9 protein-coding genes, 1 tRNA gene and 1 pseudogene are annotated in these 15,296 nt (G+C 65.6%); 3 read left to right on the forward strand and 8 right to left on the reverse strand.

Annotated elements, in window-relative coordinates:
• Positions 1-522 (forward strand): annotated as a pseudogene (locus SR3_RS28445) (ATP-binding protein); the annotation flags it as partial.
• Between the two features lie 257 nt (positions 523-779).
• Here the strand turns inward: SR3_RS28445 and SR3_RS28450 are convergent.
• The 7 genes from SR3_RS28450 to SR3_RS28480 form a co-directional block, all read right to left on the reverse strand.
• Positions 780-1,514, reverse strand: a complete 735-nt coding sequence (locus SR3_RS28450) for a L,D-transpeptidase family protein (RefSeq protein WP_245654141.1) — start codon at positions 1,512-1,514, stop codon at positions 780-782.
• A 393-nt stretch (positions 1,515-1,907) separates the two neighbouring features.
• Entirely contained in the window at positions 1,908-4,688 is a 2,781-nt protein-coding gene (locus SR3_RS28455) for a phosphoenolpyruvate carboxylase (protein WP_068094175.1), read from the reverse strand.
• Between the two features lie 280 nt (positions 4,689-4,968).
• A complete protein-coding gene (locus SR3_RS28460) occupies positions 4,969-5,616 on the reverse strand; it encodes a bifunctional 4-hydroxy-2-oxoglutarate aldolase/2-dehydro-3-deoxy-phosphogluconate aldolase (RefSeq protein WP_068094178.1) in 648 nt (215 codons plus the stop codon).
• A complete protein-coding gene (locus SR3_RS28465; RefSeq protein WP_068094181.1) occupies positions 5,613-6,596 on the reverse strand; it encodes a glucokinase in 984 nt (327 codons plus the stop codon). The genes SR3_RS28460 and SR3_RS28465 overlap by 4 nt, the downstream gene beginning before the upstream one ends.
• A 127-nt stretch (positions 6,597-6,723) precedes the next feature.
• A complete protein-coding gene (edd, locus tag SR3_RS28470; RefSeq protein WP_068094183.1) occupies positions 6,724-8,556 on the reverse strand; it encodes a phosphogluconate dehydratase in 1,833 nt (610 codons plus the stop codon).
• Positions 8,557-8,689: 133 nt separating this feature from the next.
• Complete coding sequence (gene zwf, locus SR3_RS28475; RefSeq protein ID WP_068094186.1) at positions 8,690-10,129, reverse strand: glucose-6-phosphate dehydrogenase; 1,440 nt, start codon at positions 10,127-10,129, stop codon at positions 8,690-8,692.
• 209 nt (positions 10,130-10,338) lie between these two features.
• Positions 10,339-11,331 carry a peptidylprolyl isomerase gene (locus SR3_RS28480; protein ID WP_084456023.1) on the reverse strand — a complete coding sequence of 331 codons (993 nt, stop codon included), beginning with the start codon at positions 11,329-11,331 and terminating at the stop codon, positions 10,339-10,341.
• Positions 11,332-11,450: 119 nt separating this feature from the next.
• Between SR3_RS28480 and SR3_RS28485 the strand changes: the two genes are divergently transcribed.
• Positions 11,451-11,541: transfer RNA gene (locus SR3_RS28485), tRNA-Ser, on the forward strand.
• A gap of 46 nt (positions 11,542-11,587) precedes the next feature.
• Here SR3_RS28485 and SR3_RS28490 read toward each other — a convergent pair.
• Positions 11,588-12,406 (reverse strand): S1/P1 nuclease, encoded by an 819-nt coding sequence (locus SR3_RS28490; RefSeq protein WP_068094188.1) that lies wholly within the window; start codon positions 12,404-12,406, stop codon positions 11,588-11,590.
• Positions 12,407-12,665: 259 nt separating this feature from the next.
• On the opposite strand from SR3_RS28490, the gene SR3_RS28495 reads away from it, so the two are divergent.
• Positions 12,666-15,227, forward strand: a complete 2,562-nt coding sequence (locus SR3_RS28495; protein ID WP_084456024.1) for a TonB-dependent receptor — start codon at positions 12,666-12,668, stop codon at positions 15,225-15,227.
• Positions 15,228-15,296: the final 69 nt, after the last annotated feature.

Below are 15,296 nucleotides of genomic sequence, written 5' to 3' on the forward strand. Positions count from 1 at the left end.
CTGGCGGGCGTGCGTGAGCGCGGGCTGGTGCCCGCCACCCGCCTGCCGCTGCTGCGGCCCCTGCTGGGCTGGCGTCGCGACGAGCTGGCCGGGGTGGTTGCCGCCTCCGGTTTCACAGCCGCCGACGACCCTTCCAACCGTAATTCCGCCTATGATCGCGTCCGTGTGAGGCAGGCTTTGGCCGAGGCGCCTTGGATCGATGTGCCCGCATGGTCGCAGGCCGCCTCCAACCTTGCCGATGCCGATGCCGCCCTCGACTGGGCCGCCGCCCGCGAATGGGCCGAGCAGGTGGTGAAGGAGCCGATGGGGCTGGTCTATCGCCCTCAAGCGCCGCGAGCCGTGGCCCTGCGCGTGGTGGCGCGGATCGTGGAGCAGCTGGATGGGCAGGCTGCGCGCGGGCAGGCTGTGGCGCGGCTGTTCGATGCTCTGGTGGCGCGGCAGCCCGCCTCGATCGGGGATCTGGTGGTGCGGCCTCTGCCCTCCGGGTGGAGCTTTATGAAGGGGCCCAAGAGACGGGTTTAGGAAAGAAAGATGCGAGGGGGTTACCCCCTCGCGCTCCCATTCCGTCTCCCGACGAAGCAGTAGTGGTTCCGAAATGGAGCGCCCGGGCTCTCCACCGGCGCAAGGCAAAGCGCCGCAGGCAGGGCATTTTCAATCGATAGGCTACGCCTGCGTCTTGAAGCCTGCGGCGCGGCAAACGAAGCGCCTTGGCTGAACCCGAAGCACAACGCAGACATGAAAGGGAGCGCGAGGGCGATGGCCCTCGCATTTTCTCTTCCTTAAGCCCCTTGCTGCCCCCGGGTGATGATCACCTTATCACCCAGCTTCGCCACCCCGAACACCTTCTGCGCAAAGGGCAGGGGCACGCCCACGCAGCCATGGCTGGCATAGCCGTTCTGCACATTCGTGGCGTGGATGGAGACGCCATCGTTGGTCAGGCGCATCATATAGGGCATGGGCGCGTCATAGAGGTTGGACATATGATGCGCGTCCTTCTGGGTGATCGGGAAGACCCCCAGAGGCGTGGGCTTTTCCTGCGTGCCCAGCAGCACGGCGGTGGTGCCGATCTCATACCCGCCGCGAAACACCGAAAGCACGCGCGCGTTCAGGTCCACCGTGATGACGATGGGCGCTCCGGCGGGGGCGCCGTCCTCGTTCCAGAACCACTGGCCGTATTTGATGGGCTCGTTGATGGTCAGGGTATGTTTGATGACCAGCGTATCGGCAGCCGGAGCTGTCTGCGCGGGGGCCGCGGCGGGTTTGGCGCCGCCTTCAGCCTCGAAGGCGGGGGCGTAGCTGGGATCGGCCTGCGGGGCAGAGTCGGGCCGTTCCTTCATGGTAACCGGCGTCGAGCGCGGCAATGCCACAGTGGCCGCCTGACGCGAGAGATGCGCGGTGCCCAGATGCTCGTCCAGCTTGATCAGGCCAATGGCCGCCAGCAGCGCGGCTCCGGCGGCCACAGCGATCATGATCTGCGGGGGCTTGGGCAACGGAAGGGCGGCGGTGGTGACCATGGTGTGCTGGCGGGCCTCTGGAAGGTTTGACCGGCAGACGCTGCCTCAAACCCTGCCAAAACACCAGAGTGCTTGAGGGCGCTGTTCCAGTGGGGGACAGGGGCGGGGCAAAGGTTTACGGTTTTGGAAGGGGGAAGAGAAGATGCGAGGGTGTTACACCCTCGCGCTCCCATGAGGTCTCCCGACGGAACGCCAGTGGCACCCGATTGTGGCGCCTGAACTCTCCACCAGCGCAATGAAAAGGCGCCGCAGGCAGAAAGCCCCGGCGCCTCTCCATCATTTAAAGCCTGCGGCGCCGCGACCTTGCTCCAAGGCCGAACCCGAAGTGTACCGTAGACATTCATGGGAGCGCGAGGGGGTAACCCCCTCGCATCTTCTCTTTTCTAAACCCCCTTACCCATGCGCCCCGAACTCATTCGCGATGGCCGTCCCGATCCGCAGCGCCAGCTGGTGGCAGCGTTCGATGGGTTCGATATAATCGCGATGGATGGCGGTGTAGCCGTGGGCGGCATCGTCGGGATAGTCGGCGGGTTCGTCGACCTTGAAGTCCGACAGGCTGGGGAAGCTGGTGGGGAAGGCGCGCTTCAGCTGGGCCAGCGCCTCGTCCACGCGCAGGGTGAAGACCATCTCGATCACGTCATGCGGCGTGATGTCATTGGCGCGGCTGAAGGCGGGGACCATCACCACCTTGAGGAACATGTGCTGGAACAGCGCGAGGCGCAGCGCCTGAAGCACGCCGATGGAGCGGCGCGTATGCTCGCGGTCCTGCGGGGAGAGGCCGCCCGGTTCCTCGGGGATCAGGGCCAGCAGCTGGTGCAGCTTCAGCGCATCGACGCGCAGGCGGGTGGCGAGGCGGCGGAACACGCCGGTGCGGTCGTCCGAGGTGAGATATTCGGCCAGGGCAAGGCAGCCCGGGGCGATATGGTTCTCGTCGCCACGGTAGGGGCGGCTGGCCCAATAGGCGGAGTTGAACAGCTCGCCAAAGGCAGTGGCGGTCTTGATGCTGGCCACCGCATTGGCGGCGCGCACCAGACGCACCAGCTGGCGCCCGCGATCGCTGGAGGCGAGCAGGTCGGCCATGGCCTCGTAATTGCCCTCAGCCGCCGTGCCGAAACCTGCGATGATGTTCACCGGATAGCCCAGCTGTTGCAGGATGGCATTGTGCGGGATGGCGCGGATCTGGCGCAGGCTCATGGTGCGGTCGGCGGCAAGGTCGCTCTGGCGGCGGGCCTTGCGGCTGCCGGTGTCGTTGAGCAGGCCAAGGCCGAAGGCGGTCACCGCGCGGGCGTAGGTGCTGGAATTCAGATGCTGCTGCTGCACGCGGCGGATCGCGCGGTAGAAATCGAGCGAGAGATCGGTGCGGCGGTAGAAGGGATCGGTGGGGGCGTAGGGATCGGCCTCGGCGGGGGCGAGTTCGATAAAGCGCGTGAGGGTGGCCAGCGCCAGATCGTCGGTGCCGAAGAAGAGGTAGCCGTCGCCGCCCTGGAAGCTGACTTCGGGTTCCAGCCTGATCCCGGCGCGCACGAAGCGGCGGCGGGCCCATGGGGAGAGGGGCCATGCCAGACGGTCGGCCATGCTGGCGGGGTGAGCACCGCGCCCCATGCTTTCGCCATGGGTGTTGAAGATCAGCGCGGAGACATCGCCCAGCTCATTGGCGGTCATGGCCTGCGCCAGACGGCCCTGCAGACGCTCGATGGCGAGGCTGGCGGGGATCTGGCCCACGAAGCGGCCCGCATCGGAGAAGCCGGTCTGGATGGCCAGGCGGCCGCGCAGCCGGGCATAGGCGCGATAGGCGGGCTCGGCCAGCAGGTCGTCGATGAAGCGGCCGCCGTGTTCCAGCGCGGTCTCGGTCTCGAAGAGGGGCGAGACGTCGACCTTGTCTTCCACGCCGAACAGCTTGGCGAAATAGAGCGCGGCCAGCACGGTGGTGGGCTGTTCGCATTCGGCCACCAGCATGCGGATCGGGGTTTCCGAATCGATGTGCTGAAGGATCTGCGCCATGGTCAGGAACAGGCGGACGGCGGTGGAATTCTCGATGGCCAGCGCCGCGAAATTGCTGCGCAGCGGCTTCACGTTCTGCAGCAGCTCGCGCATCTTGCGCAGCGCGGCCTGACTGGCCAGATCCAGCGTGCCATCGGGATCGATGCGGCGGCGGATGGCGTTCTGCAGCTGCGAGCTGTTCACGCGGAAGTGAATCCACGACATGCCGAGCCCATCGGCGCGCATCGCGGCGGCGGCGACCAATAGGGCCTGCGCGGTGTCGTCATCGCTGGCGGCGGCCAGCTTTTCGAGGCTGGCGATGATCGGGGCCAGCGTCACCAGCTTGTCAGCGTGGTTGGCGGTCAGCTGGTTGGCGGCATCGTTCACCGCCGCGGGATTGGTCATGTCGCCCGCGAAGAGCCTGGCCATGGCCTCGGTATGGGCGCCGGCAGCGGCCAGCTTTTCCGCAACCTCGGGCGCGGCCTCTTCCAGCAGGGCGGCATAGGAGGCGAGGCGCTCGGCCTTTTCTTCCAGACGGTAGCGGATGCACGTCTGCCAGCCGATGTCGGTGCGGCCATCCATGTCATAGCCGACCCAGCTGGCGAAACGCACCGGGGCGGGTGCCAGCTTGCGCCACTGGTCGGGCCAGCGGGCGCGGGCGGTGGACAGCAGCGTGGCGTTGATCGCATCGCGGGCCTTCTGGGCGCGGGCGATGGCGGCCATGGCGTCGGCATGTTCGGAATCGAGGGTGATCGTGTCGCGCGCGGCGGGGGCGGCGCAGACGGTCTCGCTGTCGAGGTCGCCCTGGCTGGCGGCCAGCGCCACGGCCTGTCCCTGCGCGCGGGCCAGCAGGAAGGTGGGGTGGGCGGTGAAGACGATATGGGCGACCGGGCGGCTCCAGCGGGCGGAGAAGGCGGTGAAATCGCCGCCTTCGGCCATGGCGCCGATGCGCGTCAGATTGGTGTCGGGTTCGACCGGGGAGACGAGGCGGTTGAGGCGCCGGGCGCGGACGCGCAGGCCTTCGCATTCCAGCTCGGCCACCATGCTTTCGATGCGTTCGAGGCTCAGCTCGCCGCTTTCCATCTTGCGCGAGAGTTCCAGACCCAGCTGGAAAACGGGGTTGAACAGCGGGGTTTCGGCGGTGCGCTCGTGCAGTTCCTGCAAGCGGCGATCAAGGGCGGCAAACTCGCTCATCGTAAAGACTCTCCCGAACTGGCGTTCTTGCGATGCGCCTCTTTCGGCCGGTCCTGTCCCTGAATCGCGGCCCTCTTGCAAGGGGCCTGTCGACGGTCAGCCTAGCGCAAGCCCGCCCGGCTGGGGAAGGCCAAAGATGCGCGCCCGCAAAGGCGCCGGAAAGGTGTTGTCGCGCGACCCGGGGCGAGATCGCCCGCAACCCCTGAATGAAGGGCCTGCCGTGGCGGCAGGCCCCTCGCTATGGTGGTGACGGAACGCAGAGGGCTCAGGCCCCCGAACCTCAGGCCTGCAGCGCGGCGGCGGCCTGAGCGGCGCTCAGGATCGCGGCGGTGTCCACCTTGCTGCCGTCGAAAGCGCTCTTGGGCAGCATCCAGCTGCCGCCGACACACAACACGGCCTCAAGCGACAGATAGTTGGGCGCGGTGGCCAGCGTGATGCCGCCGGTGGGGCAGAAGCGCGCATCGCCAAAGGGCGCGGCAATCGCCTTGAGCGCGCTGGTGCCGCCGCTGGCTTCGGCGGGGAAGAACTTGAAGCGCGACAGGCCCAGATCCATGCCCAGCATGATGTCTGCGGCGTTGGCCGTGCCGGGCAGGAAGGGGATGCCCGCTTGCACAGCGGCTTCGCCCAGCTTGGGCGTGAGGCCCGGCGAGACGATGAATTCGCTGCCCGCGTCGATGGCGGCCTGCAGCTGGGCGGGGTTGAGCACCGTGCCCGCGCCCACGATGGCGCCGGGAACCTGCTTCATCACCTTGATCGCTTCCAGCGCGCAGGGGGTGCGCAGCGTCACCTCCAGCACCTTGAGGCCGCCTTCCACCAGCGCTTCGGCCAGCGGCAGGGCATGGGCGATGTCCTCGATCACCAGCACCGGAATCACGGGCGCGGTGCGCATGATGGTTTCGATTGCGGGAAAAGCGGAGGAAGCGCTCATTGGACATGTTCCTTCTGGAAGGCTGCCGCCGCGCCCAACAGGCCCGGCTGCGGATGGGTGATGAGCTTGACCGGCAGGCCCGCCATCAGATTTTCAAAGCGCCCCTTGGCGCGGAAACGGTCGCCGAAGCCGCTGGCCACCAGCGTGTCGCAGATGCGCAGGCCAAGGCCGCCCGCGATCACCACGGCGACAGCACCATGCACCAGCGCATAATCGCCCGCAGCGCTGCCCAGCGAGAGGCAGAAGCGATCGACGGCGGTGGCGCAGAGCACGTTCTCGCGGCGCTTTTCGGGATCGGTGCCCAGCGTCCAGATCGTGCGGTCGTCGAGAGGCGTGATCGGTTTGCCTTCCAGCACGGCCAGCGTCTCGTAAATGTCGACGATGGCCGGGCCGGAGACGACACGCTCCACGCTGACGCGGCGATGGCGCTGGCGCAGACGGGCGAGCAGCGCATCCTCGATGGCGTCCAGCGGGGCGAAATCGATATGGCCGCCCTCGGTGGGCTGCACATGGTAATTGCCGGTGCCGTCACGCCACAATTGCGCCACGCCAAGGCCGGTGCCGGGCCCGGGGATGCTGATCGTGCCCTTGGTGGGCAGCGGCACATCGGGGCCGGAGAGATGGATGAAATATTCCGGACCGGCATGGGCCACGGCATGGGCCACCGCTCCGAAATCATTGACCAGCGTCACCTTGTCCACGCCAAGCCGGTCATGCAGCTGGGCCGGGTAGATCACCCAGGGGTTGTTGGTGAACTTGATCGCATCGCTGTTGATCGGCCCGGCGATCGCCACCGCCGCCGCGCGGGGCAGGGGGCTGCCGTTGAGTTCGGCAAAATGCGCCCATGCCGATTCGAAGCTGGCATGATCCTTGGTGTGGAGTGTTTCCACCTTGCCCAGCGTCACCTTGCCGTCATCGCCCAGATGGGCAATCGTGAAGCGCGCGTGGGTGCCGCCGATATCGACTGAAACAATGTCCATGGTGGCCTCGTCTAAAGCATCATCTCGAAGTGGGAACCGGTTTTTTGCACCTGCGATGCAACAGGGCGGCCCATGTTGCATCGCAGCACTAACCGGTTTCCCGTGAAAGCCGTGTGACAGCCGAGCTTTACAGCCCCGCCAGCGCCAGCATGGCCGAACCGCCCTGTTCGGCGCCATCGGCGCCCAGGCGGAACATGGCGAAAAGTTCGCGGCCCACGCCCATGACGGGCGGCGGCGCGGCGGCAGGCTCACGCCCGCTGATGTCGGTCAGCACCTCCAGCGCGCCGGTTGCGGCGCAGAGGCGCACCACGTCGCCATCGCGCAGATAGGCCAGCGGGCCATTGACGCCGCGTACATCGGCCAGCGCCTCGGGCGTGACATGGATCGCGGCGGGCACCTTGCCCGATGCGCCCGACATGCGCCCGTCGGTGACCAGCGCCACCTTGAAGCCCTTGTCCTGAAGCACGCCGAGCGGCGGGGTCAGCTTGTGCAGCTCGGGCATGCCATTGGCGCGCGGGCCCTGGAAGCGGACCACCACGATGACATCCTTGTGCAGTTCCCCGGCCTTGAAGGCGGTCTGCACGTCTTCCTGCGTGTCGAAGACGCGGATGGGGGCCTCGATGGTCCAGCGCTCCTTCTCGACCGCGCTGCTCTTGAAGGTGCCACGGCCCAGATTGCCCTGCACCAGACGCATGCCGCCATCGGGCAGGAAGGCATTGGTCACGGGGCGCAGCATGGCCTCGTCGCCGCTGGCCTCGGGGGCGGGGCGGAAGTTCAGGGCCTCGCCGTTGAGGAAGGGCTCGGTGGCGAAATCTTCCATGCCGTTCTCGGAGACGGTCAGGATATCGCCATGGGCGAGGCCACCGGCCAGCAGCTCCTTGATGACATAGCCCATGCCGCCCGCGGCGTGGAAATGGTTCACGTCGCCCTGGCCATTGGGATAGACCCGCGCGATCAGCGGCACGGCATGCGACAGCTCGTCCATATCCTGCCAGTCGAGGATGATCCCGGCGGCGCGCGCCATGGCGGGGATATGGATGGCATGGTTGGTGGAGCCGCCGGTGGCCAGCAGGCCGACCACAGCGTTCACGATGGCCTTTTCATTCACCATCTCGCCCATCGGGCGGTAGTCGTTCCCGCTCTTGCCGATGGCGGCGAGGCGGTGGACGGCGGCGCGGGTCAGCGCGCTGCGCAGCGGTGTGTTGGGCGGCACGAAGCTGGAGCCGGGCAGCTGCAGCCCCATCATCTCCATCATCATTTGGTTCGAATTGGCGGTGCCGTAGAAGGTGCAGGTGCCCACCGAATGGTAGGAGCCCATCTCGCTCTTGAGCAGTTCCTCGCGGCCGACCTTGCCTTCGGCGTAAAGCTGGCGGGTCTTCTGCTTTTCCTTGTTGGCGATGCCGGTGGGCATGGGGCCCGAAGGAATGAAGACGGCGGGCAGATGGCCGAAGCGCAGCGCGCCGATCACCAGACCCGGCACGATCTTGTCGCAGATGCCCAGCAGCGCCATGCCGTCGAACATGGCGTGGCTCATGGCGACGCCGGTGGCCAAAGCAATGGCGTCGCGGCTGAAGAGCGAGAGTTCCATGCCCTCATAGCCCTGGGTCACGCCGTCGCACATGGCGGGCACACCGCCCGCCACCTGCATGGTGGCGCCGATTTCGCGGGCGTAGATCTTCATCGCATCGGGGTAGCGGCCATAGGGCTGATGCGCCGAGAGCATGTCGTTGTAGGCGGTGACGATCGCCAGATTGGGCGCCTTGGTGAAGGCCATGGTCTTCTGGTCGCCCTCGGCTCCGGCATAGGTGTGCGCCAGGTTGGAGCAGCCGAAGAAGCTGTTGCGCTCGCCGTGCCGGTCCGCCTCGGCGCGGATCATGTCGAGGTAGCGCGTGCGGCCCGGCTTGGACCGTTCGATGATGCGCGCCGTGACGCGCTCGATGGTGGAGTGAAGCTGGGCCATGGTGGGTCTACTCTGCACAAGAAAGCGGGGCTCTGGCGAACCCGCGCTTGTGGTGATGGATCGGGCCATGGCCCGGATTGTTCCTGGCGGGGTGGGCAGGCCTTATGGCTCGCCCAAGCCCTTATTCATGCCCCTATTCGTGCCACGTCACGCTGTCCTTCGCGGCCAGCGCGATGGCGGCGGTGGGGCCCCAGCTGCCCGCCGGATAGGGCTGCGGGGTGATGGCGTTTTCGGTCCAGCAGGCGCGCACGCCGTCGATCCAGGTCCACTGGGCTTCCACCTCGTCGCGGCGCACGAACAGCGTCTGGTCGCCCTCGATCAGGTCGAGCAGCAGGCGTTCGTAGGCGATGCGCTTGGTGGGGCCCGCGAAAGCATCGGGCATGCGGATGTCGAGCGGCACCTCGCGCAGGCGAATGCCGCCGCGATCAAGGCCGGGCACCTTGGTCATCAGATCCAGCGTGATGTTTTCTTCCGGCTGGATGCCGATCACCAGACGGTTGGGCTTGGCCACCGCGCCGCGCTGGGCGAACATGGAATGGGGCACCGGGCGGAACTGCACGACGATCTCGGTGGTGCGCTTGGGCAGGCGCTTGCCGGTGCGCAGGTAGAAGGGCACGCCCTTCCAGCGCCAGTTGTCGATGAAGGCCTTGATGGCGACGAAGGTTTCCGTCTCCGAGGGCTTCTGCAATTCCTCGATATAGCCCGGCACGCTGCCGCCCGCGATGGCGCCCGCCACATATTGGCCGGTGACCAGATCACTGGGCGTGACAGGGCGCAGCGAATTCAGCACCTTGGTCTTCTCGCCGCGCACATCGACAGGGTCGAAACGGGCGGGCGGCTCCATGGCGACCAGCGCCAGCAGCTGCAGCATATGGTTCTGCACCATGTCGCGCAGCGCGCCCGCGCCGTCATAGAAGCCCACGCGGCCTTCGAGGCCCACGGTCTCGGCCACGGTGATCTGCACATGCTCGATATGGGTGGCGTTCCACAGCGGTTCGAACATGATGTTGGCAAAGCGCAGCGCCAGCAGGTTCTGGACGGTTTCCTTGCCCAGATAGTGGTCGATGCGGAAGATGCGATCCTCGGTGAAGGCGCCGGCGACGGCATCGTTCACCACCTTGGAGGAGGGCAGATCGATTCCCAGCGGCTTTTCCAGGCCGATGCGGCTGCGCTCATTGGCGAGACCACTGGCGACGAGGCCCGCGATGGTCGGCTCGAACAGGCTGGGCGCGGTCGAGAGGAAGATCGCCAGACCGTTCTCCACCGTGCCGACCTTGTCGGCCAGCGCGTGGAAGTGGCTTGTGTCATTGGCGTCGAGCGGCTGGTAGAACAGGCGCTTCAGGAAGCTGGGGATGGCGCCCTTGCGATGTTCGGGCAGGAATTTGTCCAGCGCCTGCGCGGCGAACTCACGGAAGGACTCATCGTCCATATCCGAGCGCGCGGTGCAGACGATCTGCAATTTGTCGGAAACCAGACGGTCGGCGTGCAGCGCGCAGAGCGAGGGCAGCAGCATCCGCTGCGACAGGTCGCCGGTGGCGCCGAACAGCAGCAGGCGGTCCGCGGTAAAGCTCATGCATCGTCCCTTTGCGAATCGTAGTCGTGCAGCAGGTTGGCCCCGCATGCCGACAGGATGGCGGCCCGCCTTCTATCAGCGTGGGCCCATGCATGCCAGCATGCGGGCACGTATGCACAATGACAAGCCTGCGCGTTGAATACGAATTTTGATGCGCGGGATGGGGCGTTTGCGCAATGCGGTAAGGCGCTGGGCGGGGGTGAGTGCCCTCAGCTTGCGGGATGGTGGCGGATGGGCACGGGGATGGCGCAGATGTCTGCCCCGGTGGCGGCGACTTTCAGGAAATCGTCATGCCGGTGGGCGCGCAGATCGGCATAGCGGGCGAAGCTGGCGCTTTGCGTGGAAAGATACTCGACATGCGGCTGCTGATCGGCGGGGAGTTCGCTGGCGAGGCGGACCGAGATGATGGGCGTGCGGTCCGCGGCATCCTTGTAGACGCCATTGCCCGGCGCGCGGGGGAGCGAGGAGAGATGCTCGATCCCCTCGATCACGCGGCCCACCACGGCGATGTTGCGATCAAGCTGGCGCGGTGGCTGGCCGATCACGGCATAGAGTTCCGCGCCGGAGCCGGTGTCTGGCGAGAGATCGCGGGCGACGCCGACGGTGGCGTAGCAATGGGTGGGCCAAGTCCGGCCTTTGTCCAGGCCGACGGGCCAGCCGTGATCGAAGCCGGTGTGCGGGGCATAGGCGTCGAACAGCCAGCGGGATTGATCGGCGGTGGCCACGGCGTTGAACAGGTTTTCCTGGGTGGGTGCCGCAACGGTGTATTGGCTTTCACCCACCTTGGCCAAACCTGCGGGCAGGGGCTTGGCTTTGGCCTTGTCCTCATTGTCGCCATCGCCCCATTGCGCGACCCAATTGTCCTGCACGCGATAGACGGAGAGCCCGTCCCACCAATGCGCCGCCGCCAGCTTGCGCAGATTGCCCACCCAACCTTGCGAGAAAGGCGCCGGGATCAGCTGGATTACCACCTGCCTGGAGCGGCCCTTGGCGTCGGGGGCCAGCGCCATCACCAGCAGATCCTGTGGAGGAATTGCAGTCCAGTCGCTGGCCGGAGCACTTTTGACGACATCGCCCGCGCTCACCGCTTTAGCCGGCGGCGGAGATGCGGGCGCGGCCCGACCGGGCAGGGCCGGGATCAGGGCGCCCAGCAGGGCAAGAGCGGCAAGCGAGCGGCGGCGGGATACGGCGTTGAAAGGCATGCGCGGCACTGTGCCGTCAGCCTTTGTTGCAGGCAAGATCGATGAATGAACAAGAAGCGCAGAGGAAGGCTTGCGCTGCCCAAAGACAATCGCTAGGGCGGCGGACCTTGCAGGTATGCGGAGCGGTGGCCGAGTGGTCGAAGGCGCTCGCCTGGAAAGTGAGTATACGCCAAAAGCGTATCGAGGGTTCGAATCCCTCCCGCTCCGCCATTTGCCCCATCAGCGATGCTATTCGGCCTCGGGCCGCCCGGTTCTCTCAAGAGCTTGCGGTTTCCGCCTGGAAAATCGCGTTGAGCCAGGCCGCGATCCTCACGCCGGCCTGTTCCAGGCGCTCATCCACCTCGGCCTGATGCTGCCGGGCGTAATCGTCCGACAGCCTGCGGGTCTGCGGATAGATGGTTTTGCGCAAGGCAATGCTCTCATGCACCCATTGCGCCGGCGAGGATGAACGCCACGTCGAGACCTGCGCCGGGGTGATGTTGGCCGACAAAGCAGCAGCATAGGCTGCCGAAGACATCCCGCGCTGCTCGATCAGCCCATAATCCCACACGCCATGCAACGGCATCGACCGGCCCAGAAACACTACGGGCACATCATTGCCGCCATGGTCATTTTGATTCCCGCCCGCACCCGCATGCAGCGGCTGATGCAGATCGCCGATGATATGCACGACAAAGCGCAGCGCCACCCGCTTCTCCTCCCTGTCGCGCCTGGGGTCGCGCAGCACGGCGCTGTAAGCGGCCAGAGCGCTCATCGCATCGCCCTCCCGCGGGCGGTCGGAGGGCTGGTAGTCATCGCCCGCCACCGTCACATAATGCCAGTGCCCCGCCTTGTGACGCCAGAAATCGGAGGGCGTAGCGCGCATCTCGTCGGGCCATGTCGAGGCCTGCGCCAGATCCTCCTTGCCCATGAACTGGTGGATCTGCGCGGCGGCGGTTTCGCTCAGATGGCTTTCAGCGATGATGCCGGTGATCTGGTGGCCTTGCGCGCCCCAGGCCAGGGCCGGCGTGGCGGATGCCGTCACGGAAAGCAGGGAGGCCAGAAAGGCGGCGGGACACTGTCGGATCAAGCGCATGGTGGGCCGGATAAGTCAGTGGTGTTGCAGATCCAAGGCGGAACACGCAGCGCTTTCGCGTTGAACGTCACATAAGCCGGCTGAACTCAGGCTTTCTGTTGCAGCATGCGGGCCAGACTGTGGCAATTTTGCGTCTAAATGAGTTTTATATAGCACAGACATAAAAATTTGTCATGAATTTGCCGCCGCCAGCCTCTAGCGAGCAGCATCTGTCCGCTCGCGCGGATGAGAGAGATCAGATTTCAAGGGGCCTATCAATATGTTACGTTTCGCTCACGCAGCCTCGCTGAGTGTGATGGCGGCTGCGCTGCTCAGCGCCGCGCCCGCTTTCGCCCAGTCCACCGGCACCCAGACCTTCGAAGGGTCGATCGTGGTGACGGGCAAGAAGGACGCCAAGCCGCTCGAAGGCATCGCCATCCCCGATACGCCCAAGGAAAAGCGCGTCTTCGATCAGGAGGTGATCGACCGCCAGAGCGCCGGTCAGGTGGTGGATGACATCATCAACTACATGCCGGGCGTCAGCTTCCAGAACAACAGCCCCTATGGCGACGCGGGCGGCACGCTCTCGATCCATGGCTTCGACGGCAGCCGCATCTCGCAGACGCTCGACGGCATTCCGATGAATGATTCGGGCAATTACGCCCTCTATCCTTCCGAACAGATCGATTCCGAACTGATCGAGCGCATCGACGTCAGCCTCGGCTCGACCGACATTGACAGCCCCACCGCCTCGGCCACCGGCTCGACGGTGAACTATGTGATGCGCAACCCCACCGAGGATTTCCATGTCCGCATGAAGGGCTCGGCGGGCCAGTATGACTATATGCGCATCTTCGGCGTGGTCGACACCGGCATCTTCACGCCGTTCGGCACGCGCGCGCTGATCTCGGCCAGCCGCCAGAGCAGCACCTACACCTATGACGCCAATTCCAAGCTCAACAAGTGGCAGGTCAACGGCAAGATCTACCAGCCGGTCGGCAGCGGCGACGATTTCGTCTCGCTGGCCACGTGGTACAGCCAGGGCCGTGGCAACCGCTATGGCGACGTGCAGCTGAAGAACACCGCGGGCCAGTTCCCGGCCTCTTTCAAGGATGTGAGCGCCAGCATCCCGGCGCAGTGCCAGGCCGCTGCGGCCCGCCCCGGCGTGGCGGATACCGCCAATGGCTGCGGCACCTCCTATGATCTGGGCTACAACCCGGCCGACCGTTTCAATGTCCGCATGAACACCCGTTTCACGCTGGGCCACGGGCTGATCCTGACGGTCGATCCCAGCTACAACTACACCAAGTCGAACGGCAGCGCCGCCGTGGTCGGCACCGAGGGCAACTACCTGCTGGGCACGGCCAAGACGCCGATCGCCGGCTTCATCGGCGGCAAGCCCTATCTGGGCGGCGTCGACCTCAACGGCGATGGGGACACGCGCGACACGGTCGAGGTCAATGCCCCCAGCAACACCAAGACCAAGCGCTTCGTGGTGGTGTCGAACCTGATCTGGAAGGCCAATGCCAGCAACACGCTGCGCCTGAACTACACCTTCGACCACTCCTATCTGCGCCAGACCGGCGAGCTGGGCCTGCTGCAGCAGAATGGCCAGCCGGCCAGCTACTTCCCCGACACCAACCCGATCCTCGACGCCTCGGGCCTGCCGATCGAGAAGCGCAACCGTTCCTCGATCTCGATGCTCAACCAGGTCGCGGGCGAATATCGCGGTGAGTTCATCGACCATCGCCTGGTGCTGACGGGTGGCGTGCGCGCGCCCTTCTTCCACCGCGAGCTGACCAATTACTGCGTCTCGGAATCGGGCGGCAGCGGCTATGTCGATTGCTTCAACAACCCGACCTATCAGGCGGCCTTCCTGGCGGCGAACCCGACCTATCAGGCTCCGCAGTCGCGCCATTACAACTTCAACCGCGTGCTGCCCAGCGCGGGCTTCACCTTCAAGGTGATCCCCAGCACGAGCCTGTTCTTCGACTATTCGCAGGGCATCTATGTGCCCAGCACCGACATGCTGTATGACGCCTTCGCCTTCCAGTCCACGGATGCGCGCTCGACGCCCAAGCCGGAAACCACCTTCAACTTCGAGGGCGGCGTGCGCTACAAGACCAGCAAGGTGCAGGCCGAGCTGTCGGGCTGGTACACGGTTTATCACAACCGTATCGCCGAAACCGCGATCCCCAGCCCGCAGGATGAGACGACCACCATCAGCGTCTTCAGCAATCTGGGCACGGTGCATAAATACGGCATCGACGGCAGCATCAGCTACAAGCCGGTTCCGGCGCTCAGCCTCTACCTGTTCGGTTCTTACCTGAAGTCGAAGATTCTGGGCAATGTGGCCAACGGCGAATGCACCGCCAACAATGTGAAGTTTGGCGATTCGGCTGGCATCGGCACCTGCACCACCAAGGGGCAGACGATCTATGCGCTGACGGCGGGCATGCGCGAATCCGGCACGCCCACCTTCATGATCGGCACCCGCGTGCAGGCCCATGTCGGCCCGCTGGACCTGGGCATTCAGGCCAAGCACACCGGCCCGCGCTATGTGAACGACCAGAACACGCCGTTCTACACCAGCGCCACCAACAACACGGTGATCTACCCGGCGCACACCCCGGCCTACACGCTGGTCGATCTGGATGTCCGCATGAAGGCGGGCTTCCTGGGCCTGAACGACAAGACCTACCTGCAGCTCAACGTCCACAACCTGTTCAACGAGTATTACGTTGGCGGTTTCAGCGGCGGCTCCGTGTCGAACACCTTTGTGCCCTATGTGTACATCGGTACGCCGCGCACCATCAGCGGCTCGATCAACGTCGCGTTCTAAGGCGGCAGGATATCGGAAGAGGGGCGGGCGTCTGTGGCGCCCGCCTTTTCTTTTTAGAACAAGGAAGAT

It is taken from the genome of Novosphingobium rosa NBRC 15208 (assembly GCF_001598555.1).
Classification (GTDB): Bacteria; Pseudomonadota; Alphaproteobacteria; order Sphingomonadales; family Sphingomonadaceae; genus Novosphingobium; species Novosphingobium rosa.